Origin of the sequence: Myxococcus sp. AS-1-15, from assembly GCF_020037055.1 — a bacterium.
Taxonomy (GTDB): domain Bacteria; phylum Myxococcota; class Myxococcia; order Myxococcales; family Myxococcaceae; genus Myxococcus; species Myxococcus fulvus.
This window is the reverse complement of sequence record NZ_JAIQDF010000003.1, coordinates 262,734-289,647: the sequence shown is the minus strand read 5'-3', so window position 1 is coordinate 289,647 and position 26,914 is coordinate 262,734. Positions and strand designations below refer to the sequence as shown.

The 26,914-nt window shown below is 69.2% G+C and carries 21 protein-coding genes; 12 read left to right on the top strand and 9 right to left on the bottom strand.

Annotated elements, in window-relative coordinates:
• Positions 1-6: 6 nt before the first annotated feature.
• Positions 7-1,170 (bottom strand): HEAT repeat domain-containing protein, encoded by a 1,164-nt coding sequence (locus K8625_RS10630; RefSeq protein ID WP_223782647.1) that lies wholly within the window; start codon positions 1,168-1,170, stop codon positions 7-9.
• Positions 1,171-1,353: 183 nt separating this feature from the next.
• Between K8625_RS10630 and K8625_RS10625 the strand changes: the two genes are divergently transcribed.
• A complete protein-coding gene (locus tag K8625_RS10625; protein ID WP_223782646.1) occupies positions 1,354-4,206 on the top strand; it encodes an HAD-IC family P-type ATPase in 2,853 nt (950 codons plus the stop codon).
• 3 nt (positions 4,207-4,209) lie between these two features.
• Here K8625_RS10625 and K8625_RS10620 read toward each other — a convergent pair whose 3' ends face one another.
• Positions 4,210-5,127: a DUF547 domain-containing protein gene (locus tag K8625_RS10620; protein ID WP_223782645.1), complete on the bottom strand. Its 918-nt coding sequence runs from the start codon at positions 5,125-5,127 to the stop codon at positions 4,210-4,212.
• Positions 5,128-5,368: 241 nt separating this feature from the next.
• Here K8625_RS10620 and K8625_RS10615 point away from each other — a divergent pair, with 241 nt between their 5' ends.
• A complete protein-coding gene (locus K8625_RS10615; protein WP_223782644.1) occupies positions 5,369-8,560 on the top strand; it encodes a TonB-dependent receptor in 3,192 nt (1,063 codons plus the stop codon).
• 27 nt (positions 8,561-8,587) lie between these two features.
• Positions 8,588-9,331 carry a hypothetical protein gene (locus K8625_RS10610; protein WP_223747009.1) on the top strand — a complete coding sequence of 248 codons (744 nt, stop codon included), beginning with the start codon at positions 8,588-8,590 and terminating at the stop codon, positions 9,329-9,331.
• Positions 9,332-9,655: 324 nt separating this feature from the next.
• Here K8625_RS10610 and K8625_RS10605 read toward each other — a convergent pair whose 3' ends face one another.
• From K8625_RS10605 to K8625_RS10590, 4 genes are all read right to left on the bottom strand, one after another.
• Complete coding sequence (locus tag K8625_RS10605) at positions 9,656-10,984, bottom strand: nitrous oxide reductase family maturation protein NosD (protein WP_223782643.1); 1,329 nt, start codon at positions 10,982-10,984, stop codon at positions 9,656-9,658.
• Between the two features lie 201 nt (positions 10,985-11,185).
• Positions 11,186-12,379, bottom strand: a complete 1,194-nt coding sequence (locus K8625_RS10600; RefSeq protein ID WP_223747011.1) for an LLM class flavin-dependent oxidoreductase — start codon at positions 12,377-12,379, stop codon at positions 11,186-11,188.
• 187 nt (positions 12,380-12,566) lie between these two features.
• Positions 12,567-13,322: a DUF5953 family protein gene (locus tag K8625_RS10595; protein WP_223782642.1), complete on the bottom strand. Its 756-nt coding sequence runs from the start codon at positions 13,320-13,322 to the stop codon at positions 12,567-12,569.
• Positions 13,319-14,215, bottom strand: coding sequence for a DUF6310 domain-containing protein (locus tag K8625_RS10590; protein ID WP_223782641.1), 897 nt, complete (start codon positions 14,213-14,215; stop codon positions 13,319-13,321). Before K8625_RS10590 ends, K8625_RS10595 begins: the two co-directional genes overlap by 4 nt.
• Before the next feature lie 103 nt (positions 14,216-14,318).
• Here K8625_RS10590 and K8625_RS10585 point away from each other — a divergent pair, with 103 nt between their 5' ends.
• The 8 genes from K8625_RS10585 to K8625_RS10550 all read left to right on the top strand — a co-directional run bounded on the left by K8625_RS10585 (position 14,319) and on the right by K8625_RS10550 (position 23,347).
• Entirely contained in the window at positions 14,319-15,305 is a 987-nt protein-coding gene (locus tag K8625_RS10585; protein WP_223782640.1) for an RNA ligase family protein, read from the top strand.
• 187 nt (positions 15,306-15,492) lie between these two features.
• A complete protein-coding gene (locus K8625_RS10580) occupies positions 15,493-16,359 on the top strand; it encodes a hypothetical protein (RefSeq protein WP_223747015.1) in 867 nt (288 codons plus the stop codon).
• Positions 16,356-16,997, top strand: a complete 642-nt coding sequence (locus K8625_RS10575; protein ID WP_141332012.1) for a M23 family metallopeptidase — start codon at positions 16,356-16,358, stop codon at positions 16,995-16,997. The genes K8625_RS10580 and K8625_RS10575 overlap by 4 nt, the downstream gene beginning before the upstream one ends.
• Before the next feature lie 64 nt (positions 16,998-17,061).
• A complete protein-coding gene (locus K8625_RS10570) occupies positions 17,062-18,267 on the top strand; it encodes an RICIN domain-containing protein (RefSeq protein ID WP_223747017.1) in 1,206 nt (401 codons plus the stop codon).
• 303 nt (positions 18,268-18,570) lie between these two features.
• On the top strand, positions 18,571-20,904 hold the full coding sequence (locus K8625_RS10565; RefSeq protein WP_223782639.1) for a kelch motif-containing protein: 2,334 nt from the start codon (positions 18,571-18,573) through the stop codon (positions 20,902-20,904).
• A gap of 145 nt (positions 20,905-21,049) precedes the next feature.
• Positions 21,050-21,694 carry an HAD family hydrolase gene (locus K8625_RS10560; protein ID WP_223782638.1) on the top strand — a complete coding sequence of 215 codons (645 nt, stop codon included), beginning with the start codon at positions 21,050-21,052 and terminating at the stop codon, positions 21,692-21,694.
• A 23-nt stretch (positions 21,695-21,717) separates the two neighbouring features.
• Positions 21,718-22,764: a Rieske 2Fe-2S domain-containing protein gene (locus K8625_RS10555; protein WP_223782637.1), complete on the top strand. Its 1,047-nt coding sequence runs from the start codon at positions 21,718-21,720 to the stop codon at positions 22,762-22,764.
• A 7-nt stretch (positions 22,765-22,771) separates the two neighbouring features.
• Positions 22,772-23,347, top strand: coding sequence for an RNA polymerase sigma factor (locus K8625_RS10550; RefSeq protein ID WP_223747021.1), 576 nt, complete (start codon positions 22,772-22,774; stop codon positions 23,345-23,347).
• 137 nt (positions 23,348-23,484) lie between these two features.
• Here the strand turns inward: K8625_RS10550 and K8625_RS10545 are convergent, their stop codons facing one another.
• The gene (locus K8625_RS10545; protein ID WP_223747022.1) at positions 23,485-23,697 is read right to left on the bottom strand and encodes a hypothetical protein; all 213 of its coding nucleotides are present in this window, start codon (positions 23,695-23,697) and stop codon (positions 23,485-23,487) included.
• 151 nt (positions 23,698-23,848) lie between these two features.
• Positions 23,849-25,273, bottom strand: coding sequence for a TolC family protein (locus K8625_RS10540; RefSeq protein ID WP_223782636.1), 1,425 nt, complete (start codon positions 25,271-25,273; stop codon positions 23,849-23,851).
• Positions 25,274-25,590: 317 nt separating this feature from the next.
• Between K8625_RS10540 and K8625_RS10535 the strand changes: the two genes are divergently transcribed.
• Complete coding sequence (locus K8625_RS10535; protein ID WP_223747024.1) at positions 25,591-26,082, top strand: MarR family winged helix-turn-helix transcriptional regulator; 492 nt, start codon at positions 25,591-25,593, stop codon at positions 26,080-26,082.
• Positions 26,083-26,101: 19 nt separating this feature from the next.
• On the opposite strand, the gene K8625_RS10530 is transcribed toward K8625_RS10535, so the two are convergent.
• Complete coding sequence (locus tag K8625_RS10530; protein WP_223782635.1) at positions 26,102-26,899, bottom strand: energy transducer TonB; 798 nt, start codon at positions 26,897-26,899, stop codon at positions 26,102-26,104.
• Positions 26,900-26,914 lie beyond the last annotated feature (15 nt).

The following is a 26,914-nucleotide window of genomic DNA, read 5'->3' as shown; positions in this document are numbered from 1 at the left end:
CATGCATCAGTGCGGCGCTCCTTCCTCGACGAGGCACGCGTGGTGCTCGCCCTTGCCCAGCCAGATGCGGGCGAAGTCCACGGTGCCGGAGGCGTACAGCTGCTGGAACTCGGTGTAGTCGCGCTGGAAGCGCGGGTCCTTCGCGGCGAGCCGCGCCAGCATCGGCAGCGCTCCCTCTCCCGCGGCGCGCACGGCGAAGCGGAAGATGGCCCAGCGCACGCAGACGTCGTGCTCCTTGTCGAACGCCGCCTCGTAGATTTTCAGCGCCTGCTCGGGCTCGCGCGTGACGCCCAGCCGGAAGGCGGCCATCTCCCGCACGTCGCGCTCGCGGTCCGTGGTGAGGATGTGCTCCAGCTCGTCGAAGGACTCCGGGCCGATGAGCGGGTCGGAGTACGACGGCATCTCCAGCGCGAGCAGCCGCACCGCCATGTCGTCCGAGGTGCCGGCGATGGAGAGCAGCTCCTTCCAGTACGGCGCATGGGTGCCCGTGCGCTCGAAGTCCTCCTTCATCACCCGGCCCATCGTGCGCGTGGCCACCCACGCGGTGGAGTCCGCCGTCTCGTCCAGGGCCACCGCCTTGAGCCGCGCCAGGTCCCCGGGCGACAGCCGCCGCTGGGTCTCCAGGGCGTCCAGCGCCGCCGAGCGGTTCTGGGTCGGCAGGCTCTTGTCCTCGCCCATCCCCAGGAGCGCCGCCGACACCTTCGCGTCGTGCACGGCTGGCGCCGCCTTCACGGCCTCCAGGTAGAGCCCCAGCTCCGGAGGGCTGGCCTGCTTCGCCCACTCGATGACCTGCAGCGCGCGCCCCGCGTCCTGCCCCACGAGCTCCGTCAGGCGCTCCTGGAGGTAGGTCGCCAGCAGGTTGTCGCGGTGCCCCACCGCCACCCCCAGCGCCGCGCGCAGCGCGTCCAGCGAGGTCGCCTTGTCCAGCTCCCGCAGGCCATCCCAGCACCCGGGCATCGGCAGCTGCTCCACCGCGGGCGTCGGCTCCGAGGCCGGCGGCACCCCCGAGGGCGTGCCCACCATGACGCCGCTGGAGGTGGGCGGCCTCGCGGCGCTCGCGGCGGGGGCGGATTCATTCGAGGAGGCAGACAGGCCTCGGGTCAGCAGCGCGACGACCGAGGCCACCAGCACCACCCCCAACAGGACCACACCGGACTTTTTGGAGTTCATCAGGACGAAGTCGAGAAGCTAGTGATTCCTTTAATTCTTGATTACTTGGAAATCGCGAGCCAGGCAACGGCTTTGTCACGGCCGCGACGCGTCGCCTGCCTCCTGCGAGGGCGGGCGTGGGGCGCGGGCCTGGGGCGGACATAGCTTGAGGGGAGAGAGCTGGTTGCTGACTGGGGGAGTCGAATGCGCGAGCCGCCACCCGCCGCGTCCGGCGTCGAGGACGCACGTGAGCCCGCTTCGGGAGCGGTGCCCTGGCATGCCCTGCCGGTCGAGCGGGCCTTCGAGCGGCTGGAGAGCGGACCGTCAGGGCTGACGGACGAGCAGGCGCGCGAGCGGCTCTCCCGTCATGGGCCCAACGTCCTGGAGCGACAGAAGGGCGAGGGGCCGCTGAAGCTGTTGTGGCGACAGGTGAACAGTCCGTTCATCTGGGTGCTCATCGTGTCGGCGGTGCTGGCGGTGGTGATGGGCAAGGTGACGGACGGGCTGGTGGTGGCCGCCGTGGTGGTGCTCAACACGCTCATCGGCTTCGTGCAGGAGTTCCGCGCGGGCAAGGCCATCGAGGCGCTCAGCCGGATGGTGCCGCAGAACGCGACGGTGGTGCGCGCGGGCCACAAGCGCGCGGTGCCCGCCGCGGAGCTGGTGCCCGGGGATGTGGTGGAGATTGCCGCCGGGGACAAGGTGCCCGCGGACATGCGGCTGGTGGGCTCGCGCAACCTCCAGGTGGAGGAGGCCGCGCTCACGGGCGAGTCCGTGCCGGCGTCGAAGCAGGCCTCGGTGGTGGCCAAGGACGCGGAGCTGGGGGACAGGACGAGCGTCGTCTTCGGCGGCACGCTGGTGACCTCGGGCGTGGGGCAGGCGGTGGTCATCGCGACGGGAGGCGCCACGGAGCTGGGGCGCATCTCGGAGATGTTGAGCGAAGCGACGGATTTGCAGACGCCGCTGACGAAGGCGCTCGCGAGCATCGCCAAGGTCATCACCGTGGCCATCCTCGTCGTATCGGTGCTGCTGCTCGGGGTGGGGCTGTGGCGCGGGTATGACATGAGCGAGGCGGTGGTGGTGGCCATCACCCTGGCGGTGGCGGCGATTCCGGAGGGCCTGCCCGCCATCGTCACCATCGCCCTGGCCATCGGCGTGCAGCGCATGGCGGCCCGGCGCGCGGTCATCCGCAAGCTGCCCGCGGTGGAGACGCTGGGCAGCACCACCGTCATCTGCTCGGACAAGACGGGCACGCTCACGCGCAACGAGATGACGGTGCAGGCCCTGTGGACGCCGACGGGGCGCTACACCGTCACCGGCGTGGGGTACGCGCCCCGGGGCGAGCTGCGCCGCGACGGCCCGGCGCTCAGCGAGTCGCTCCTGCCCGACGACGCGAAGGAGCTGCTGCTCGCGGGCGCGCTGTGCAACGACGCGGCGCTGGAGGGCGGTGATGGCAACTGGCGCATGACGGGCGACCCGACCGAGGGCGCGCTGGTGGTGGCGGCGGAGAAGGCGGGCCTGCGCGTGGAGGAGTCCCGCTCGCGCTTCACCCGCGTGGACGCCATCCCGTTCGAGTCGGAGAACCAGTTCATGGCCACGCTGCACGACGACGGCCGCGAGGGCCGCGTGGTGCTCCTCAAGGGTGCGCCCGAGGTCGTCCTGGCGCGCTGCGAGCTGGACGGCGCCGTGTCACGCGAGGCGGTGCTGGAGGAGGTGGAGCGGCTGGCGCGGCGGGGCATGCGCGTGCTCGCGGTGGCGTCGCGGCAGGTGCCCGAGGCGAAGGACGACCTGGCGCTCGAAGACGTCGAGGGTGGGCTGGAGCTCCTGGGCCTGCAGGGGATGATGGACCCTCCGCGCGAGGAGGCCATCGAGGCGGTGCGCGCCTGTCACGAGGCGGGCATCGTCGTGAAGATGATCACGGGCGACCACCTGGCGACGGCGGAGGCCATCGGCGCGAAGCTGGGTCTTCAAGAGGCGGGGATGCCGGGCGTCGCGGGCGCGAAGCTGGGGGCGCTGGACGACGCGCAGCTGGCGCACGTGGCCGAGAGCACGAACGTCTTCGCGCGCGTGGCGCCGGAGCACAAGCTGCGCCTGGTGCGCGCGCTCCAGGGCCGAAGGCACGTGGTGGCGATGACGGGCGACGGGGTGAACGACGCGCCCGCGCTCAAGCAGGCCAACATCGGCGTGGCGATGGGCATCACCGGCACGGCGGTGTCCAAGGAGGCGGCGGACATCGTCCTGACGGATGACAACTTCGCCTCCATCGCGGCGGCGGTGGAGGAGGGGCGGCGCGTCTACGACAACCTCATCAAGTCGCTCGCCTTCGTGCTGCCCACCAACCTGGGGCTCGCGCTCATCCTGCTGTGCGGCGTGGCGTTCTTCCCCATCCAGGACATCGGCGGGAGGGCGGTGCCGCTGATGGCGATGCTGCCCACGCAGCTGTTGTGGATCAACCTGGTGGCCACGGTGTCGCTCGCGCTGCCGCTGGCGTTCGAGGCGCGCGAGTCGGACGTGATGCGCCGCAGGCCGCGCCGTCCGGACGCGCCGGTGCTCAGCCACTTCGTGGTGATGCGCACGGGGCTGGTCGCGCTGCTCATGGCGGCGGGGGCCATCGGCCTGTTCCTCTGGGAGTACTCGCGCGAGCTGCCGGCGGTGGGGCACGCGCGGGCGCTGGCCGAGGCGCAGACGATGGCGGTGAACACCGTCATCAGCTTCCAGATTTTCTACATGGTGATGTGCCGCACGCTCACAGGCTCCGTGCGCAAGGTGGGCCTGTTCAGCAACCCCACGGTGTTCATGGGCATCGGCGCGCTGGTGCTGCTGCAGCTCGCCTTCATGTACGTGCCCTTCATGCGGAGCATCTTCGGAACGGCGCCCCTGTCGCTGGAGGCCATCGGCCTGTCCGTGCTGGTGGGCGCGGTGGTGCTGCCCGCCGTCGGCCTGGAGAAGTGGCTGCGAGGGCGCAAGGACGGCGGCCCCGTGCAGCGGCCCCGCGCCCGGGAGCGGGGGGACGAGGACCACACGCCGCCGCCCGGCAGACGCGAGCGGCTGCCCGCGTAGGCGTCAGCGCTCCGAGCGGACCTCGCGCGCCGCCGCATCCGGGAGCGCGGGGTCCTCCGGCTCGTACACGATGTGGCAGCGGTCCAGCTTCGGCCCGCAGGCGTGGTCCAGGTCCGCGCGCGTGTCGCAGCCGGGACGCTCCTCGCAGGTGTCCGGCAGGAACGCCCAGACGAACTGGAGCACGTTGCCCCGGCGCCCCTCGGGCAGCGCGGCGAGGAAGTCCTCGCGCCAGGTCTCGAACAGCTTCGCCAGGTACACCGTGTCGCGGTCCAGGCGCACGTGGCGCTTGTCGCCCACGAACCGGCGGCTGGCCTCGTTGAGCTGCGCGTCGAGGAACTCGGGCTGGAAGTGGGTGCTGTCCATGCGAGGCCCGCCGCGCGTGGCCTGGAACAGCGCCAGGTGGATGCGCGGGTCGGCGTACTCCCGGGCGAGGATGCGGTGGTGCAGCGACCACAGCGTCATGCGCTTGCCGCCCACCGGCCACGAGCGCCCCCAATAGAAGCGCCCGAGCAGCGGCCCGTGCACGCTCTCCAGATAGGGATACCCATCCACCACCTGCTGGAGCACCAGCGCGTGGTAGGCATTGAGCCAGAAGGCCAGCGCGTCCTCCGACGTCGGGAAGACGTCCGGACGGTTGTGCGGCGAGAACGACGCCAGCGATTCGACGAACCGGTCCAGCTCCGCGCGCTCGCGGCCGATGGAGGAGAAGTCCACATCCCCATCCGCGCGCACGTGCCGGAGCACCTTCTCGTAGCCCTGATAGTGGAAGGGCTCCGACGCGGACGGGACGGAGGCCGGCAGCAGGCCCTGCACATACAGCGCGGCCAGGGCGACCAGCGTGCTCGCGACGGCGAACACCACGGCGGGCACCAGGAGGCGGCGGCGGGAGGGCAGGGGAGCGTCCACGGGAGCGCGCAGCATAGACCAGCGCCGCGTCGCCCCGCGTCCGTCCGCCGCTCCGTCGCCCAGGCCGCGGGCGAGGCAGCGGCCCCTGTCGTGCCGAGGACGGTGGCCGCCCTCCAGCCCCACGCGGGCTCCGGATGGGCCCGTCCCCGCCCAGCCCGGTGACGCACCCCGGCGTGCCTACTGTTTAATTGGGGATTGTTGCTTTCTCGCGTCTTGAGACAGAGTGCCCTCCGGAATCAAAGGGAGGGAGTCAGCTTTGTCCATACGTGTGGGTCTCGCCCGCGGGGTGTGTCTCGCGGTCCTGCTCTGTGGCGCCGGAGCGTTCGCTCAAGGCGTCTCGGTCATCACCGGCACCATCACCAGCGCGGAGGACAAGAAGGCGCTGGGGGACGCGGTGGTGACGGCCACCTCGCCGAAGCTGCAGGGTGAGCGGGTGGTGGTCTCGGATGCGAGCGGCCTGTATCGCATCCCGCAGCTGCCGCCGGGCACGTACACGCTGCGCGTGGAGCGCGAGGGCTTCGAGCCCTTCGTGCGTCCGGACATCGTGCTGCGGTTGGACCGGACCATCCGGGTGAACATCCAGTTGCTGCCCTCGGCGTTCGGCGAGGAGATCTCCATCAGCGCGGCGCCCACGCTGGACGTGGGCTCGAGCACGCAGGGCATGAGCGTGGACGCGGACTTCCTGCGCAACGTGGCCGTCATCCGGCCGGGCAGCAAGGGCTCCGCGTCGCGCTCGTTCGAGTCGCTGGCGGAGCTGGCGCCGGGCGCGGTGGAGGACCGCTACGGCGTGAGCGTCAGCGGCAGCAGCTCCCCGGAGAGCCAGTACGTGGTGGATGGCCTGTCGGTGAACGACCCGGGCGTGGGCACGCTGGGCACGCCGCTGTCGGTGGAGTTCGTCCAGGAGGTCAACGTCATCACCGGCGGCTACATGCCCGAGTACGGCCGCTCCACGGGCGGCGTGCTCAACGTCGTCACCAAGTCGGGCTCCAACGAGTTCCACGGCTCGGTGTTCGCGAACATGGCGCCGGGGGCGCTGCAACGCGACGGCCCCTGGGTGCGACAGGAGGGCTCCGTCATCTCCGCGCAAGGCCAGCCCTGGAACCAGGGCGACTTCGGCTTCGATTTCGGCGGCCCCATCCTCAAGGACAGGCTCTGGTTCTACGCGGGCGTGGCGCCGTCGTTCAATCGCATCCGCGTGGACCGGCAGCTCAGCCGGCTGGAGTACTGTGGTCCCGACAATCCGAGCTGCGGCGGACCGAACGATCGCGACAAGGACCCGGAGACGGGCTTCGGGCTGGTGACGCCCATCGAGGGCACGCGCACCACGCGCTTCGCGGACGAGCGCTCGCTCCAGTACATGACCAAGCTGACGTACCTCTTCAATCCGGACCACAACTTGTCGGTGTCGGTGTTCGGCACGCCGCGCTCCTCGGGAGGCGCGGGCAAGTTCTCCTATAGCGATGACGGTGACCCGGAGGTGTGCACGGGCCTTGCCTGCACCGGCTTCGTGCAGGGGTCCTACGAATCCATCGCCACGCGGCGCAGCAACGGCGTGATGGACATCGTCGCCAAGCAGTCCTCGTCCTTCTTCGGCAAGACGCTCCTGGTCGACGCGACGGCCGGTTGGCACCACCAGGCGGACAGCATCCTGCCGTCGGATGGCTCGGGCCTCTTGTCCCCCACGGGCCTGGCCGCGGAGCCGAACGTCTCCTGGCGCCGTACGAGCAATCCCGGCCCGCGCTCCATCACCGACTTCGAGACGCTGCCGGACCCGTCTGTCTGTGGCACCACGCCGGAGGAACAGCGGCTCTTCTGTCCCGTCAGGACCTACTCCACCGGGGGGCCTGGCACCATCAGCGAGCAGGAACTGGACCGCTTCCAGGGCAAGGTGATGGGCACCCTCCTGGTCCAGGCACTCGGCCACCACATCATCAAGGCGGGCTTCGACGCGGAGCGGATGAGCTTCTACAACCACCGCGCGCGCACGGGCGGCGCCCCCTGGCAGGAGTGCGCCAACGGCCGCTGCTTCTTCACGCTCAACCAGTACGGCTATCTCGAGGGGCCGGACCAGCCGGTGTTCCTGGCGAGCAAGGAGGGCACGTCCACGTCGGTGACGATGGGCGGCTTCATCCAGGACAGCTGGTCCATCCTGGACAAGGTGACGCTCAACGCGGGCCTGCGCTACGACGTGCAGACCATCCGGGGGCTGGACGACAAGGTGGGCCTGTACCTGCCCAACCAGTGGTCGCCGCGCGTGGGGCTCATCTACGACTTCACCCAGCAGGGGCGCTCGAAGCTGTTCGTCAACTTCGCGCGCTTCTTCGAGAACGTGCCGTTGGATTTGGCGGACCTGTCCTTCCCGCAGCAGCAGCTCCTGTCGGCCACGTACGGTGCGGAGAACTGCGTGCCGAGCGACCGGGAGTCACGGCTCACGGGCTGCATGGCGCCGGGCAACCGTCAGACCATCGGCAGCCGGGAGGGGCCGAACCAGCGCTGGGACGCGCAGGGTGGAGACCGCGTGCCGGTGGACCCGAACATCCGCGCGCAGTCCGCGGACGAAATCATGGTGGGTGGCGAGTACGAGGTGCTGCTCGGCCGCTTCGGCCTGACGTACACGCGGCGCGTGCTCAACGACGTCATCGAGGACATGAGCCGCGATGACGGCAACACCTTCTTCCTGGGCAACCCGGGCAAGGGGTTCTCAACGGACTTCCCCGAGGCGAAGCGCCACTACGACGCGGTGAACCTGTACTACCAGAAGGCGTTCTCCGACGGCTGGCTGGCCCAGGCGAGCTACACGTGGTCCAAGCTGCGCGGCAACTACTCGGGCCTGTTCCGAGCCGACACCGGTCAGCTGTCGCCCAACCTCACGCGCGACTTCGACCTGGTGTCGCTGACCACCAACCGCGACGGTCCGCTGCCCGGGGACCGCACGCACTCGTTCAAGGCGTTCGGTGCGCGGGAGTTCAACCTGACGCGCACGACGAGCCTGAACGTGGGTGGTGGCTATCGGAGCCGCTCGGGCACGCCGCTCAACTACCTGGGCGCGCATCCTCGGCGCAGCGGCTCGGAGACGTTCATCCTGCCGCGAGGCAGCGCGGGTCGGCTGCCGTGGGTGCACAACATCGATACCCGCGTGAGCGTGAACCAGAAGCTGAGTGGCGACTACGTGCTGAGCATGTCGCTGGACGTGTTCAACGTCTTCAACTTCCAGCAGTACACGGCGGTGGACCAGACGCTGACGAATACGCGGGTCTACGCCATCGAGCAGGGGGGCAAGCCCGCGGACCTGTCGGCGTGCCTCGTCGCCAACAACCCGGACTGCAAGGTCATCTCGACGGCGACGAACCTGCCCATCGTCCCCGCGGACATCAACCCCAACTTCAAGCGTCCCACGGCCTACCAGGCGCCGCGCTCCGTGCGGCTGGGCGCGAAGCTGACCTTCTAGGCGCTCGCCATGAAAGGACATCTGCCAATGATTCGTGGAATGGGATGGAGCGCGCTGGCGGCGCTGGTGCTCGCGGGCTGTGGGGTGGAGGACCCGGAGGCGCAGTGTGTGGTGGCCCGGGCCGTGACGGATGGTTCCATCGGCTCGTTCGCCACGGTGTACACGCTGCTGCCGGGACAGAACCCCGACCTGCAGTGCGCGCGGTTGGCGCCGGAGGCGGTGGGGATGCAGAAGTACTTCAGCCAGGACCCCAAGGCGCCGGACACGGTGGCGCTGCGCAGCGCGCGGATGGGGAAGCTGCTGGTGGACTTCAAGGACCGGCCGGACCTGGATGCGTCGCACACGCCGTACTCGGTGGGGCCGTTGGCCAGCGAGGGGCCGGGGGCGGACAATTTCTGCGACGTGCCGCAGTTGTCGACGACGCGTCTGGAGGTGCCGGCGACGGACACGCTGCCCGCGCAGAGCTTCGCGTACGAGTGGTCCAACCTGCGCATCTACAACACGCCGGGCATTCCGGGGACGCAGTTCAAGGCGGACCTGCGCTACTCGGAGAACGGGTGCACGGCGACGTATCAGGCCAAGGGCATCTGGCCGGTGGTGAGCTGCGCCACCGCGGGCAAGCCGGACGACGTGAAGTGCGACCCGTACCCGGACTTCGAGGCGGGCCGCCTGCGTGGCTCGGGTATCAATCCCGTGTTCCCGGTGAAGTGTGACCCCGTCGCGCTCATCTGCGTGCTCACGGGGGAAGTGCCGTCCGACGAGACGCCCTGAGCGAGCGTCGAGCCCCTTCCCGCTTCTGTGGATTGAAGCGGGGAGGGGGCGTGGCTCCTTGCGCGGCGGCCTGCGCGGAAGGGGCGCTGGTGAGTGAGTGTCAGGCGAGCTGAAGCCGCGTGCGTCGAGTCCGTCCTGCTCCGTGCGTTGGCGCGAGCTGCAAGAGCCTCTCCGCGAGAAGACGCCCCGAGGGCCGAGTCCCTTCCTGCGCTGCACGTCGCTGCAAGCGGAAGGGGCGCGCCGGTGAGCGGCCTTCAGGCGAGAGATGCCGGGCTCGGTCTCGCCGAGTCCAGGCTCGCTCGGGACAGTCGAACGGGTGGGCTCCTACTGGAGTGGGGTGGACTTCTGGTCCACGCCCGACACGCGGCGCCACTGCGCGAGGCTGCGGGTCTCCTCGGGGTCGGCCTTGAAGGTGCCCTCGGCGGCGTACTGGTTGCCGTCCATCTTCAGGCCGGGGCGGTGCTTGCCCAGTCGCACCAGGTGCCGACCCTGGATGGAGTTGCCGCGCACGGTGAGGTTCTCGCTGGGCGCGCCGTTGGAGCCCAGCCCGAGCATCATCCCGAAGCCCTCCGTGTCGGAGATGGTGTTGCCCACCACCGTCACGTCGCGCGAGTTCTCCACGCGGATGCCCGCGCCGTCGCTGCCGCCGCTCTGGGTGATGCCCTTGATGGTGTTGCCGCGCACCACGACGTTGGCGGGGCTGGGCTGGTTCCCCTCGCGCGAGCCGCCCACCGCGATGCCGCGTCCCGCGTCGGAGATGCGGTTGCCCTCGATGCGCACGTTCCGCGCGGAGAAGTGGACGACGACGGCCTCGCCCGCCGACGTGGGGGACTTGCGGAAGCCGTACATCGTGTTGTCACGGATGACGACGTCGTGGCACGTCTTGATGTCCACGGCGTTCTCGTCGTTGTCGTGGAGTTGGTTGCCCTCGATGACCACGTTGCGCGCGGGCGCCTGACCCTTGCGGTCCGGCAGCAGGCACTGCACCGAGTCGCCCGAGTTCCCGTGGATGTCATTGCCGCGCACGGTGATGTTCCGCGACGTGGCCTGGATGACCACGCCGTGCGAGTCGCCCTTAGGCGCCCGGCGGAAATCGTGGATGTGGTTGTTCTCGATGAGCACGTCGCGCGCGCCACCGTGCGTCGCGACGCCGGCGCCCAGCGTGCCGTGGTGGATGTGGCAGCTGGTGAGCACCGCGCCGGTGGTGTCGCCCTCGAAGAGGACGGCGAAGCGCGGCTGCCCGCGCACGTCGATCTCGAAGCCCTCGATGACCCAGTGGGGCTTTCGCACCTGCACCAGCGTGCCGCCGCGCGCCGTCGGAATGATGCGGGGCTTGCCCTCGCCCAGCAGCGTGATGGGGGCGTTCGGCTTGCCGGCCTTCACGGCGGGGCCATCGATGAAGACCCCTTCCTCGTACTCGCCTGCCTGGACGCGGATGACCTCGCCAGGACCCGCGGTGCGCACCGCGCGGCCGATGGTCCGGAACGGGGCGCGCTTCGTCCCCGCGGCCATGTCGTTGCCCGAGGGGCTCACGTACCACTCGCGGGTGAAGCGGCCGAGACGCGGGGAGGAGGCCTTCGCGACGCTCTCCTGGCTGCCCTGCTCCCGGGCACTCGTGGGCTCCGCCGCCCATGCGGGCGTCGTGGCCCACATGGCGCAGGCAAGGCCCCATCCCAGTGTTCGCTGGCCGACCCTCATCCCCATCCCCTTCCGCACGAGACCGTCCCCAAGGTGCGCACGATGGCGCCCTGGGGAAGCGGGGCGAGGTGGGAGTTGTGCGCCCTGGCGAGCGAGGCGCCGGGACGGAGGACTCCAGGAGCGACGAACGGTCCTCGGAGCCCTCCGCCAGGGGGCTCAGGGAGGCGCGGGCGTCTTGAACTCGGGGATGAGCTCGCCGGTGAGGCGGATGCTCTTGAGCACGGCCTCGTGGGAGAGGGCGCCCACCTGGTGGAAGGACATCAGCGCGTCGATGCCCAGGGCCTCGTAGCGCTTGAGGCCCTGGCGCACCTGGTCCTTCGTCCCGACGATGAGCGAGTCCTGGGCGCTCAGCACCTCCCAGACCTGCTCATCGGGCACGGCCTCGCCGGACATGATGCGGCCGAGGATGCGCTGGGCCTGGGACTGGGGTGCGTTGGGGTCCTTGCGTCGCAGGTACTGGCCCGTGAGCCCGCCGCCAGCGGGGTCCTTGGCGAGCGCCTCCAGCTCCGCGGCGGATTTGACGAAGTGGTCCTTGGCCTCGAAGAACGTGAAGGAGCCGCTGGTGTACCAGGCGGCGGCCTTCGCGGCGCCGTTCTGCATCGCCTCGCGCTCGGTGTCAGCGCAGTGCACGAAGGTGAAGAAGGCCACCTGGTCGTTCACGAAGTCGCCGACGGGCTCACAGCGGGTCCGCAGCGCTTCGCGGTAGAGGTGGATCATCTCCGCGACTTCTTCGGGGGAGGCCCACAGCGTTACGCCGAGCGCGCCGACGCCGTTGCGTCCGGCCTGTTCGAAGGACGCGGGGCTGGAGCACGCCTGCCACAGCGGCGGGTGCGGCTTGCGGAAGGGCTTGGGGATGACGTTGATGTCCTTGACGCGGAAGTCCGGTGAGTCCCAGGAGAACTTCTCCTGGGTCCACAGCTTCGGAATCATCTGGAAGGCCTGCTGCATCTGCGAGCGGGTGGCGTCGGGCTCGATGTTGAAGACGCGCCACTCGGGGATGGTGCTGCGGGCCATGCCGAGCTGGAAGCGGCCGCCGCTCAGGTGGTCGAGGAACGCGGAGCGCTCGGCGATGCGGATGGGGTGGTTGAAGCGCGCGGGGGCGAGCGCCGCGGAGTGCCCCACGTGGATGTTCTGGGTGCCCATCGCGATGGCGGTGAGCATGACCTCGGGTGCGGAGCTGTAGCTGAACTCCACCGCGGTGTGGTGCTCCACCTGCCACCAGACGCCGTAGCCCATCTCGTCCGCGAGCCGAGCCTGCTCCAGCGTCTCACGGATGATTTGATGCTCGTGGTCCGCGCCAGTCCACCGCTCCTTCGGGTGCTGCATCTCCGAGAAGATGTCGAGTCTCATGTCGGGTCCTCCCCCTGTAGACCTCGGGTTGCGGAAGACTGTAGCACCATGGGTGAAGCAATCCGTTCCCCTGGCCCAATCCTTGTCAGGGGGAGGGCCTGGGTTGACATCCATTGTTTGTTTCGGCGGAGGGGCCCGCAGGCGCCGGTTCCTCGTGATGGATGTGCGGGCACCCGGCGCCGAGGAGTCAAGACGCCGCGCGGCCACCGATTTCAGGGAAGCGCTCATAGGCGCGCTTGAGCGCGTCCAGATGAGCGGGGTCGTCCAGGTCGAGTGGTGCCTCCGTGAGCTGTACGACCCAGCCCCCTGTCGCCGTGCGTCGAGCCCGTGAGAGCAGCTCCGCGTCACGGGAGGGGTCCGGGAACCCAATGGCCTGTGCGGCAGCGGAGGACCAGTAGTTCAGCCACCCGAGGTGACGTGGCGTCTCAGGTGAATGGATGTCCCATGGCATCTTCAACGCGGGCAGTCCGAGTGGCGGCTTGCTGGGGCCGTATCTCTTCGGGCCGGTCTGGTCCGCGATGACCTCCATGATGGCCCCCGGTGCCACGAGGCCCCACAGCGCCCGGATGCCCTCTGCCACTTGCTCCAACACATCCGCAGCTGCCGCGAGAGCGACCGTGTCCTGCGGTAGCTTCGCATGAACCTGAAGCTGGGGCTGGCCTCCTGGACTCTCACTGGCGAGTTGTTGCCGCCCTACAACCGTCACCGGGTAGCGCTCGTCCCCGTTGCAAACAAGAGGAAACTCTCCGCGTGCGGCTGCCTCGGCGAGCCATGCGTCGCGCTTGGGTATCGCGATGAGCTGACCTTTATTTGAAACCTGCCACGTCATGCTCAGGCCGGGGAACGCCCGCTCCAAGCCGTGGACGGCAGCGAGCGGACGGCCATCGTTCTCACTGAGCGCAGATGCATAGAGGTTCAGAATGAGGCGGTTTCGAGTGCTCATCGCGTGCACCCCGTCACGACAATGTCAAAGGTGTCGTCTGCCATCTTCAGTTCAGCTTTGTGCGTAACGGTGCTGACGCCAATGACGAAGTCATAGCCACAAGTCCGTGCGATACTCCGCGCATCCTTGAACTCTCTTATCTGGTCTTCGATGACCCGTTCCCGGAGGAAGTCACTGTACGTGTCGAACTGGTAGGTCTTGATTTCCCATAGGACACGCGCACCGACTTGAAGCGCATCGAAGCGCTTGCCACCCACCAGCACGTCCATTCCAGGATATCGGTTGGGCGGAAACTTATCGGCGCACTCGTCATGGGCGGCATCCTCGCCCGCGTGCGGCACCGGGACGGGCTTGCAGTCCGGGCGGCGCTCACTCGCCACTGGCTCGGTCGGTCCTGGAGGAAACCAGTCCTGCCCTGATGGCTTGGGCTTTCGGTCTGCCGCAGGCTTCTTGATGGGCTGCGTCTGGACCTCTGGCCGCGCGCTCGCACGGGATGCCCGCCGATACGCAGCCAACTCCTCGCTGATGGCGGCTGCCACCACGACCGCACCTGCGACAATCACGGCCCCGACGATGATTTCGGGCGCAATCAGAACGCAGACGCCCAAGCCAAGTGCGGCGGCTCCCGCGGAGGCGACCGAGCATCGTCCCGTGACATCACGAAACTCGAGCCGGTCATGGTCGAGCGAATGGAAGCACCGCTCCACCAGCACGGCCCATTCGTTGGAGGCCTCCCGCACCACACAGCGCCCGTCATCCACCCACGGCAGAGTCGCCGCTCTCTGGAGGTTGGCGACCCTGGAGTCTTGGGCCGCTGAGCCTCGTGTGTTCGACTCTGTCGTCGCGCAGGCCGAGAGTAGCAGCAGAAGTGCGGCGCAGGCGCGGAGTCGCATGGTCACGTCCGTTCAATCAGGCCGGGCTGTCGCGGGTCAAGGAGGGCCAACCGCGTCCGAGCGGGGACAGCGCCGCGCGGCCACTTCAGGCATTCTCCCGCGCATGGCACAGCCACCTCCCTTCCGGACCTACGCGAAGATGCCCGCGGCGGGCGAGCCGAAGTCGGTCCCCAGTCCCGGCGGCCCGTGGATCGCACTGGAGAAGGTCCATGGCGCGCAGCTCGTCATCGCCGTGCGTGAGGGACAGGCGTGGTTCGGCAAACGCAAGGCGTGGCTGACCGAGGAGGAGTCCTTCTTCGGATGGCAGCTCGTCCGAGCACAGCTGGGCCACGCCGCCGAGCAGATGGCCCAGGCGCTGGGGGCGGCCACCGGCACGTTGTACTTCTACGGAGAGCTCTTCGGCGGGCACTATCCGCATCCCCAGGTGCCACCCGTGCCGGGCCTGTCCGCCGTGCAGACGGGCATCTGGTATGCGCCAGACCTTCGCTGGTCTCCGTTCGACGTCCTGCTCGCGCGAGATGATGAAGACGAGGGCGTCTTGCTGGCCCACCCGGAGCTGGAGGCCGCGGCGAGGGACGCGGGGCTCATGACGCCTCCCGTGCTTCGCAGGGGAACCCGCGGCGACATGGACAGCGTCCCCACCCGGTTTCCGACGCGGGTCCCCGGCCTGTTGGGGTTGCCGACGCTCGCCGACAACGTGGCGGAGGGGCTGGTCATCAAGAGCGAACTGCGCGTCTCCCCGAGCGCGCGTGCCTCCGTCAAACGGAAGATCGACGAGTTCAGCGAGGGCCGCTTCGACGAGAGCGAGGCGTGGAGTCCGCACCAGCCCCTCTCTGTGGAGACGCTCGTGGACTGGTCCTTGAGATTGGTCAACCCCGCGCGAATCGCCAGCGCCATCTCCAAGTGTGGACGCGACCACGTCGACGCCCTGCTCGACGAAGTGGTCCTCGACGTGCGCGTGGACCTGGAGCTGGCGTTCCCGCTTGCCTATCGCTCGCTCGATGTCGCGGCGGAGGAACTCCTCTCGTCTCGGATTCGCGAGCGAGCCCGTGTGCTCATCCAAGCCGCGCTGGTGCCTCACGGTGTGTGACGACAAATGGACAGCATCCCGCCATCTTCAATCGGCCTCCCATTTTCTTCTGTCGCCGTGAATACACGCAGTCTTCAATTTTGCGTGGGCAAGTAATTATTGATTTCCAGGCAACTCGTTCCTGAGCGGCAGGAAAACCCATTCGTCACACATCACCGAATGGGTTTCCCCTCACCCCTGGAGCGACATGAGAAGACAATTCCTGGCACTCACCGTGCTGACGCTGGCTGCGACCAGCGCCGCCGCGGCGGACCGCATGAATCCGACGGACCTGCGCCGCGTGACGAAGGCGCGTGAGCACCTCGTCCCCGCCGTCGCGAAGGAGTTCGGACCCAAGGCCCGGTTCGTCCACCTCTTCGGGCAGGGCAAGGGAATGCTGGCCGGCGTCGTCGCGGAGATTCCCGCCGACGCCCTGGGCACGGACGAGCTGCCGCTGCTGGCCATCGTCCAGTACGACGAAACCACGGGCGCGGTGCGCGTGGTGGGCCGTGAGTTCAAGTACCGCGAGGCCCGCACGGTAGGCCCCGAGGTGGCGCTGCTGGATGGCGAGGGCAATCTGCACCTGCGCGACGCCAACGGCCGCGAGCGTCTGCTGGCGCAAGGCGTGGGCGGGGACCTGTTCCCCACGGCGAAGGGCGACGCCCTGGTGGCCACACTGGCGATGTCCCGCGGCCCCAAGCACGAGACCTCCGTGGGCCTCATCGACCTGAAGGGCCGCGTGAAGGTGCTCGCGGATGGGCCCGGCGTGGACGCGACGCCCAGCATCTCTCCGGATGGACGGACCGTGGTCTTCGTCTCCGGCCGCACCACCGTCGCATCGTTCTACGTGACGGACGTGGACGGCGCGGCGCCCAGGCAGCTCACCAACCTCGGGATGGACAGCACGATGCTGTATGGCGGCCCGCCCAAGGGCTTCGTGCCACCGCCCGTCTCCAGTCATCACATGACGTGGTTGAGCGACGACGTGCTCCGCTACAACGCGGGCGGCGGCGAGTTCTGGAAGCTGAACGTGCGGACGGGCGAGGCCTCCGCGGACCTGGGCGGTGAGAAATGAGTCGCGCGATTCGGCAACTGCTCATGCTGGCGCTGTGTGTCCTTCCAGCCCTGGCCTCCGCGCAGACGATGTTCCGCTTCCCCGCGTCGCAGCTCGCGGACCAGTGCGGCAACGGCGGCTGTACCGTGAGCGCGTACAAGGATTACGGCGGTCGGGACTACGCCTGTGGGGGTGTGCGCTACAGCGGCCACACGGGCACGGACTACGCGCTGGTCGGCGGGTTCAGCAAGATGGACTACGGCGTCTGGGCGATGAATGCCGCGCGGGGCTACATCGAGTCCAACGTGGATGGGTATTACGACCGGTGCAACTACTGGAACCAGTCCAACCCCTACGCCGCCTGTGGCCTCTACACAGCCAACTACATCATCATGCGGCACCCGGACAACACCCAGACCTGGTACTGGCACCTGAAGGCCTATACGCAGCAGTTCGCCCGGGGAACGTCGCTCGACTGCGCCTACTGGATTGCACGGGTGGGCTCTTCCGGGGCCTCCACGGGGCCGCACCTGCACTTCGAATACTGGGTGCCGGGCTACGGCACGGATGACCCGTACGCGGGTTCCTGCGGCACTCCATACACGCGTTGGACCTCACAGGGCGCGTACCGGGGCCTGCCGGGAATCGCCTGTCAGTAGCTCACGCTTCCATCGCCGGCGTGGTGGGTTGGGATTGCCCGCCACGCCTGGCGTAGGATGAGGCGTGCACTCTCCAAGATGGCTCCTCCTGGTTGCCCTGACGTTCGCCTGCGTCGCCTCCGCGGCAAGCCCCGCTCCCAGCTACCGGACCCGGGCCATCGAGGGCTGGACGGTTCGCATCGATGACCGCCTGCTGTCAGCGGCGAACAAGCCCCTGACGGACAAGGCCCTGGTGCTCCTGGGGGCGCAGCTCAAGGAGGTCGTCCGGCTCATCCCCGCGGGGCCCGTGGCGCAGCTCCGCAAGGTGACGCTGTGGCTGTCGCCGCCCTATCCCGACGCGCCGGATGCGGCCCGGTACCATGCTGGCAGGGTCTGGCTGGGCCAGCCCGGTCGCAACATGGCGATGCTGAAGGGCATCGAGTTCTCGAACGTCCTCATCTTCGAGAAGGAAACCAGGCGGATGCCGCTCTTCGTGCTCCACGAGCTCGCCCACGCCTATTACGACCAGGTGCTCCACCAGCACGCCGACATCCGGGCCGCCTATGCGCGCGCGGTGGCAAGCAAGAACTACGAATGCGTGGAGCGTCGGCGTGCGTCCGACAAGCCCATCACGTTCGAGCGTGCGTATGCCATCCTCGACGACTGGGAGTACTTCTCGGAGACCTCGGAGGCGTTCTTCGGCCGCAACGACTACTTCCCATTCACGCGTGAAGAGCTGGCCAGTCACGACCCGGGCATGCTCATGCTGCTCGAGCGGATGTGGCAGATGCCCACGACCACGGCCACGCCTCCCGCCACGCCACCTCCGTCCGCCGACTTCGATGCGCGTTGCTACTACCGGCTGACGACCCTGTGGCAGGGCGAGGGCATGTCGCTGGACATCCTCGGGGATGGCAAGGACGACAACGTGCCCATCCTCGCCAGGTCGGCGGAGCTCACGGGTCAGAAGTGGAAGGTGACGCCGGAGGCCAACGGCTACTACCGGTTGACGACCCAGTGGCGTGGGGCCGACCTGTCCCTTGCCAGCACCGCCGACAATCGCCCCCTGCTCGTCAAGACCGCGGATGTTCCGGAGCAGCGGTGGAAGTTGATTCCGGAGCCCAACGGCATCTATCGGCTGACCACCCAGGCGCAGGGTGATGCGCAGTCCCTGGGCATCCTCAATGACAGCAAGGAGAACAACATCTCCGTCCTCTCCAAGACGACCTGCAATGACTCGGCACAGTTGTGGAAGGTGACCTCCGAGTGGCCCGTGAAAGAGGCGCTGTGAGCGACGCCCCGATGGGCGTGCTGGCCACTCGTTCGGGTCAAGGCGACTCCAGGGCGAGGCCGTCCGCTCCCATGGGTCCGTCCCTGTCACGCGAGGGTCTGGGCTGACATCCATTGTTTGTTTGAAGTGAGGGTGTTTCCCGGGCGCGAGGGAATGGTCTACTTCGCGGGCTCGCACGCGCTGGTTCCCTCAAGGCGCGTGTGAGCGTTTCCCCACGGCCCGCGACCCTCCGCTCACCTTGCATCCACCTCCTTCGTCGGAGGGCGAGGCCGTTTCCTGCTCGTGCTGGAAAGGAACGCCCGAATGAGGATGCAAGCCAGGCAGCGCTGGAGTCAGTTGTGTTGGGTCATCGCGATGGTGTTCACCGTCTGGGGCTGTGGCTCCTCCGTTGAGCAGGAGCAGACGGGCTCCGTGGAGTTCATGAGCGCGGTGTCCGACGCGCTCGCGGGAGAGGACGTCACCCGCGTCACGGTGACGCTGACGGCCACGGGCGTGCCCGCGTCGACGGTGGTGTTGACGCAGGAGGCCGGGGCGTGGCGCGGCACGTTCCACCAGGTGCCCGTGGGCAGCGCGCGGACCTTCACGGCGGAGGCGTTCGATTCACAGGGCGCGCTGCGCTATCGCGGCGTGGCGGAGGGCGTCACCATCGTCGCGGGCGAGACAGCGGTGGTGGCGATCACGCTCCAGTCGCTCTCCAGTGGTACCCCGTTCGAGAACACGGTGCCGTGCATCGACTCGCTCATCGCGTCGGCGAGCGTGGTGATGCCGGGTGGGAGCATCGTCCTTCGCGCCACGGCGCACGACAAGGACACCCAGGACACGATTTCGTACGCGTGGAGCGCGACCGGTGGCTCCTTCACCACGACGGGCACGGCGACCACCACGTGGACCGCGCCGCAGGTGGCGGGTGAGTTCGCGCTGACGCTCACGGTGACGGACTCGCGTGGCGCGGCGACGAGCCTGCGCATCGACGTGCGGACGCTGTCGACGGATGGCGGGGCGGGGATGGGCAGCGCGAACGTGACGGTGTCCTTCAACATGGCGCCCACGGTGCGCGGAATCACGGTCACCCGTTCTCCGGTGCCGGTGGGGCAGGGGACCACTGTCACCGTGGACGCGGTGGACGCGGATGGGGATGCGCTGAGCTACCAGTGGTCCACGACGTGCGCGGGTGCGTGGACGCAGGCGACGTCCGCCGCCGCGACCTTCACGCCGAGCGCCGTGCCGGCCGGTGACCCGTGTGGCAACTGCGCGCTCAACGTCAGCGTGTCGGACGCGCACGGTGGACGGACGCAGGGCACGCTGCGCATCTGCGTGGGCCCTGGCACCGGTCCGAGCATCCCTCCGCGCATCGTGCAGGCGTACCAGTCCGCGACCACGGTGGCGGGCGGTGAGTCGGTGACGCTGCGGGTGCTGGCGGAGGATGGAGATGGCGGGGCGCTCGGCTTCGGCTGGGCGGCGAGCGTCGGCACGCTGGGCACGGCGACGAGCGGCTTCACCTCCAGCGAGGTGCGATGGACGGCGCCGGCCTGTGTCGCGCAGGGCAGCGCGCCGACGGTGACGGCCACCGTCACGAATGCTCGCGGCTTCTCCGCGTCACACACGTTCAACGTGAGCGTGGTGAACGGGACGAACTGTGGCAGTGGCTCCGCCGCGAAGTGGGATGCGACAGGGAGCTTGCAGGTGGCACGCGCCCGCCATGAGTCGGTCCTGCTGCCGTCCGGCAAGGTGCTGGTGGCGGGAGGCTACAGCAACACGTCGACCTTCGCCTCGGCCGAGCTCTACTCGCCGGACACTGGGACGTGGACCGCGGCAGGTAACATGCGCCGAGGGCGCATCAACCACACGCTGACGTTGCTGCCTTCGGGCAAGGTCCTGGCGATTGGCGGGGTGACGACCGTGAGCGCGGGGAGTGAGACGCAAGAGGTGGATGTGTATGACCCCCAGACGAATACCTGGTCTGCAGGGCCCTCGATGACGTTCGCTCGGGAGACGCACACCGCGACGCTGCTCGCATCCGGCAAGGTGCTCGTCATTGGTGGGGCGAATTCGGCCAGCGGTGGAGGTCGCATCCCGGAACTCTATGACCCGGAGACGAACGCCTGGACGCCCGTGGCGAGCATGAGCGCCGCGAGTCGTCTGGGCCACGTCGCGCTCCAGTTGCCCTCGGGCAAGGTGCTGGTGGCCGGCGCTGGCGGCGTGGCCGAACTCTACGACGTGGCGACCGACACGTGGGCCCCGGCCACGGGGCTGACGGGAACGAATTGGACGCGCGCCTTCCTATTGCCCTCGGGGCGCGTGCTGCTGCACGGCGGCACCACCTTGTTGGAGTATGACCCGGCACTCAACCTGCAGCGGACCGTCGGCTCCTGGATGCATGGCCGGAGCTGGTCGTTCCTGCTCATGCTGCCCTCCGGACAACTGCTGCACACGGGCGGGACGGACGCGATCTCCGCCACGGGCGAGCTGTTCGACCCCGCGACAGGGACCACCCGCTACACCGTGAGCATGCCGGGCGCTCGCGGCGGGGGACGCCCCATCCTGTTGTCCTCAGGCAAGGTGCTCGTGGAGGGCGGCTTCATCTTCGGCTCCTCGAGTACGACCTTCCTCAACACCGCGGCCCTCTACACGCCGTAGGCCGCATCACCCCGCCACCCTCGCGTGACACGGCGCGAGGGTGACGGCCCCTCTCCGGGCACCTGTGCGCTCACAGGCTCGGGTGCCCATCCCCCACGGCTCCAAACACGTGCCCCCAACCCCCGAACCACGTATGCAGGAGCGCATGAGCCGCGCTGACTCCCGTGGAATCCTCTTCGACCTCGACGGCACGCTGGTGGACTCGCTGCCGGACATCATCGACAGCTTCCTGTACGCCTTCCCCGCGAATGGCCTCCAGGCACCCACCTACGCGCAGGTGCGCGCCCTCATCGGCCTGCCGCTCGACATCATGTACGCGGAGTTCGCGCCCCAGCACGTGCCCGCGCTGTGCGCCTCCTACCGCGAGCACTACCCGCTGAACTTCCACAAGAACTCCCGCCCGTACCCCGGCGTCCTCGAGCTCCTCCACACCCTGCGCGAGCGCGGCTACCTGCTGGCCGTCGCCACCACCAAGAAGAGCCCCATGGCCCGCCGCTTCGTCGACGCCATGGGCCTGGGTGACGTCCTCCACCACGTCCAGGGCACCGACGACTTCCCCCACAAGCCCGCGCCGGACGTCCTCCACCGCGCCCTCGCCGCGCTCGGCACGCGGGGCCTGTGGATGGTCGGGGACACCTCGCTGGACCTCCGCGCCGGCAAGGCCGCCGGCCTGCGCACCTACGGTGTCACCTGGGGCACTCACCCCGTGGAGGAGCTCGCCCGTGAAACGCCGGATGAGCTCCAGCCAGACCTGGAAAGACTGCTGGAGCGCCTTCCTCCCCTGTCCTGAGTGGCCCGCTATACTTGGAAAGTATGGAGCCACTGCCCGACGTCCTTCGTCACTTCCATCCCGTGCTCCCTTCCCAGTCCCTTCGTCGAGAGCCCGTGCGCGTGGAGGTGGCCGGTCGCGCCTACGCGCTGTTCCGGGACGAGAAGGGGAGCCCCGCGGCGCTGGCGGACACGTGTCCCCACCGCTTCGCGCCCCTGTCCAAGGGCAAGGTGCGCCCGGACGGCCGGCTCCAGTGCCCGTACCACGGCTGGCGCTTCGACTCGCAGGGCCGGGGCTCCAATCCCAGCCAACCCGAGCTCAAGCACTGCGACGTGAAGAGCTTCCAGGTCGTGGAGCACCACGGCTACCTGTGGCTGGCCCACCGTGAGACGCCGCGCTCCGCCCTGCCCGAGCTGCCCCTGAACGACGGCTACGTCTTCGGCGGCAGCTTCTCGGTGCCCTTCGAGGCGCCGCTGCACGTCTCGCTCGACAACTTCAGCGAGGACGAGCACACGCCCTACGTGCACACCCGCCTGGGCTGGGACGACCCGCACGCGGGCCAGGTCGAGTTCGACGCGAAGAACCACGACGACCACACGGAGGTCCATTACCGCGCCCCCCAGCGCCCCGCGCTCCTGATGAAGCTGCTCGGCGTGCGCGACGGCGACTTCTTCCACAATGACTGGCTGACGCGCTTCGACCCCGTGCAGAGCGAGTACGTCGTGAGCTGGGTGTCGCCCACGGGGGAGAAGCGGCCGTTCATCACCCGCGCCAACATCTTCTTCGTGCCGGAGACGGCCAGGCGCACGCGCCTGCATGTCTTCTCCTTCCTGCGCTGCGTGCACCCGTGGCTCACCCCCTTCCTGCCGGTGGCGGCGAAGGTGGCGCGCGAGCTCACCCGCTGGGAGATCGTCGACGACGCGCGCTTCATCCCCACCGTCGCGGACACGCCCTACAGCCACAAGGGCATGCGGCTGGACCGCTACGACAAGCCGCTCGTCCACCAGCGCCGGCTGATGGAGCGCATCTATTTCCGTCAACCCCGCGCCGTCACCGAGGACGAGGTGCCCGCGCGCGAGGCGGTAGGCTGAAGGGCGCATGAGCCTGGATGAACGCGTCCTCGAAACCCTCGTGGCCCAGCGAAGGCGCTTCCTCGCCTTCCTGGCCCCGCGTGTCGGCAGCCCCGAGGAGGCCGAGGAGGTCCTCCAGCTCGCCCTGGTGAAGGGCCTGGAGAAGGGCGAGGCCCTGCGCGACGAGGAGAGCGCGGTGGCCTGGTTCTACCGCCTCCTGCGCAACGTGCTGGTGGACCGCCACCGCCGCGCGCGGCGCGAGTCCCAGGCCCTGGCCCTCGAGGAGGCCGAGGCGCCTCGCTCCACCGAGGACACCGCCGCGCTCGAGTCCACCGTGTGCGCGTGCGTGGCGGGGCTCGCCGACACCCTCAAGCCCGAGTACGCCCAGGCCATCCGCCGCGTGGACCTGGAGGGCACGCCCGTCTCCGCCTTCGCGGGGGAAGAGGGGCTCACCGCCAACAACGCCGCCGTGCGCCTGCACCGCGCCCGGCAGGCCCTGGGCCGCAGGCTCATCGAGCTGTGCGGGACGTGCTGCACCCACGGCTGCGTGGACTGCGTCTGCGAGCCGGACCGTCCCCGCGTGGGTGACGCGCCTTCATCCTGAGGTGGGGTGGAGCCGCGGTGCCTGCATCCGCGCACGCAAGGCGCGAGGGCTCGACGCGGTGGGGATTCCCGAGGGCCGTCTTGCTTCGTGGAGTCATGTGCTCCACGAAGGCTCGACGGATTCCCGCTGGACGGGCGTCAGTGCGCCGGTTGAGCGGGTTCCTGTTGCGGCTGCGAGCCAACCCCGACCCGGGCCTCGTACGCGTTGCAACCGCTCGCGCCGGAGACCTTCAGGTCGAACTTCCGCAGACTCGCCTGCATGCAGCGCTGCGTCTCGTTGTCACTGGGGTTGGGCTTGTCGCTGGCGAAGTAGCGACAACCCTTGCAGGTGCCCCACGTTCCTTCCGCCATGTTGACCTCCTCGGTGAAAAGGGTGCTTCGACTTCTCTCCGAGGGTGGGGCCGGTGGTGGGCTCCCACAAGAGCCCCGCCCACCCGCCCCGGGAAGCGGTCGCCCCGGTGCCTGGCGTCGAGCGTCCAGGCCACCGGATGGCGCTTGAAGCCTACTGCTGCTCGGGTGCCGGCTGCTCCGTCTGCACCGGCGCGTCCTGCGGCGCGGTCTGCTGCTGCAACTGGGTGGCGTCGCCGGGCAGCGGCTGCACCACGGGCGGCGCGGCGCTCTCGTCCTTCAGGTCCGAGTCGAGGCCACGGGCCTCGAACGCACCCACCGAGCGCAACAGCTTCAGCGCCGCGACGGACGCCTGGAGCCGCTCGGCCACCAGGCCAATCTCCGCCTGCGTCAGCGCCGTGTTCGCGTCCGCGACCTCCAGGTACGTGGCGACGCCCGCCTTGAAGGAGACGTCCGTCAGCCGCTGGCCCTCACGCGCCAGCTCCACCGTCTGCTCCGCCTTGAGGCGGTTGGCCAGCGCGCTCTCCAGGTCCAGCTGCGCCGTCTTCACTTCCTGCCGCGCCGTCAGCTCCGCCTTGCGCTGCGTGGCCAGCGACTCGGCGATGCGGGCGGAAGCCTCGGAGAGGTTCGCCTCGCGAAGCCCGCCATCCCACAGCGTCCAGTTGGCGCCGAAGGTGATGAGCCACACGTCCGAGCGGCCCTGGAAGCCCGCCGCGTTCGCCACGCGGAACTGCCCGGTGACGCCCAGCGTGGGCAGGTAGCTGAACCACACGCCGCGCTTGTTGATGCGCGCCAGCTCCGTCGTCTCACGGGCCGCGGCCACGTCCGCGCGCTGCTCCAGCGACTTCTGCACCAGCACCTCCGCCTCCGTCTTCACCGGCACCTGCGGCTCGGGAGGAGGCGCCACCTCGAAGTCCGGGCTGTCCAACGCCAGGAGCGTCGCCAGCACCAGCTTCGCGGACGCCAGCGCGTTCTTCGCGCGGATGAGGTCCTGCTCGGCGCGCGACAGGTCCTGCTCGGCGCGCAAGAGCGCCACGCGCGTCACCGTGCCGGCGTCGAAGCGGATCTTCGTGTCCTTGGCGCGGGCGCCGTTGAGCTCCACCAGCCGCTCCTGCACCGTCACCGCCTGGGCCTGCGCCGCAGCGCCGTAGTACGCCTGCGCCACGCCGAAGAGGATTTCGCGCCGGGCCTGCTCCACGTTGAGCTCCGCGACGCGCTCGCTCTTGTACGCGGCCTGGATGCCCGCCCACAGCTGCGGGGCGATGATGGCCTGACGCACCTCCGCCTGGAACTGGCGCTGCACCAGGGGCTGGATGACCACCGGCTCGGGGCCCAGCGGGCCGGGGGGGATGATGGCCGCGTTGGAGTTGCGGATGATGGCCGCGCCCACGGTGACGGTGGGCAGGTAGCCCGCCCACGCCTTGCGCGACGCCGTGTCCGCCTGCCGCAGCCGGGCCTGGGCCGCCTTCAGGTCCAGGTTCTCCTTGCGCGCCTGATTGAGCGCGTCCTCCAGTGTCAGCACGGGGGGCGGTGCCGCGGCCAGGGTGGCCGCCAGGGTCAACGCCAGAAGTGAGCTCATAACCGCCTCTGCCTCCTCGTGGAGCCCCGCGCCGGCGCGGTGTGCCCCATTTGCGTCCTCGAAGGACTTGCTACGGGTTGTGTCTTGGGTGCGCGCGCCCGGACGTCTTGACCGGGTGCGTCATGCTCTGTGGGAATTCAGCGCGAAGTGCCGAACCGGCTCTTATGAAGTTCGTCCGCCGCCGCATCGCTTCTTCCGCCGTCCTGTTCCGGGTCCGGCCCCACATAGGCCATGTCGTTCTATTTTGGAAGCTCCGGAATGTAGTAACCCTCAATAGTTGATGAAGTCAATTGTTTAGGTGGGCGGGGTGAATTACCATGAGGGGCATGAGCGGAAGCAGCGAGAGTCTGGAGCGACGCGGCAGGTCACCGGACGCCGGGCAGCAGGCCCCTGAGGAGGCGGGGCTGCCCAGGCAGGCGTGGACGCTGCTGTTCGAGCTGATGCACGCGCACATGCGCAACTTCCCCGCGCTGGCGGCGGAGTTCGAGCTGTCCCCGGTGCAGGCGCACGTGGTGCGTCAGCTGGGCGAGGGCCCGCTGGCGATGAGCACGCTGGCCAACTACCTGTCCTGTGACGCGTCGAACGTGACGGGCCTGGTGGACCGCATGGAGGCGCGGGGCCTCGTCGAGCGGCGCAGCAGCGAGCAGGACCGGCGCGTGAAGATGCTGGTGCTGACGGAGGCGGGCGTGGCCCTGCGCGAGCGGCTGCTCGAGCGGCTGGCGGAGCCGCCCGAGCCCATCGCCGCGCTGTCGGACGAGGACCTGCGCGCGCTGCGAGACATCATGCGCCGGGCGCTGCGCTCGCAGTGACGGCGCGCCCCCGGCGCCTTCAGTCCAGCAGGAACGTGTACGAGTACTTCATCTCCGTGGAGACCGCCTCACCGCCCTTGATGGCGGGCTTGAAGCGGAAGCGCTTGATGGCGTCGCGGGCCGCCTCGTTGAGGCCGTAGCCCGGGCCGGAGAGCACCTTGGCGGAGACGACGCGGCCCTCGTTGTCGATGGTGATGGACAGCGTCACCGTGCCCTCGATGCCGGCGCGGCGCGCCTCCTCCGGGTAGGGGACCTTCACCTCGGAGGCCACGGTGGGCTCGGAGTCCACCTGGTAGATGGGCGTGTACTTGGGCGCCGAGTACCCCTTCACGTCCTTGGGGTCCTTCGCGGTGCTGTCCACCTTGCCGTAGGACGTGTTGCCCACGGGCGCGGCGAACGAGCCGGCGCTGGTGGTGGACGACATCGTCATGCCCACCACGAGCGGCGGCGGCTTGGCCTGCGGCGTGGGCGGCGGCGGCTCGTTGGGCGGCGGCGGGGCCTGCTCGGGCGGAGGCGGCTGGGGCTTGGTCTCCGCGACCTTGATGGGCGGCGGCTTGACCGGCTTGGGCTTGGGCGGAGGCGGCTTGGGCTCCTCCTTCTTCTCCTCGGGAGGCGGCGGCGGAGGGGGCTTCTGTACCTCCACCATGACCAACTCCACGGGGCGCTGCACCACCGGCCGGGGCCGGTCCGCCATGTGGCTCAGGTACCAGAAGCCCACGCCGTGCAGCACCAGCGACACGAGCAGGAAGGCGCCCACGAACACGAGCGAGCGCTCGCGGCGGGGAAAGGAGTTGTCTTGGAGGACCGCCTGGCTCATGTGCTGGGTCGTGCC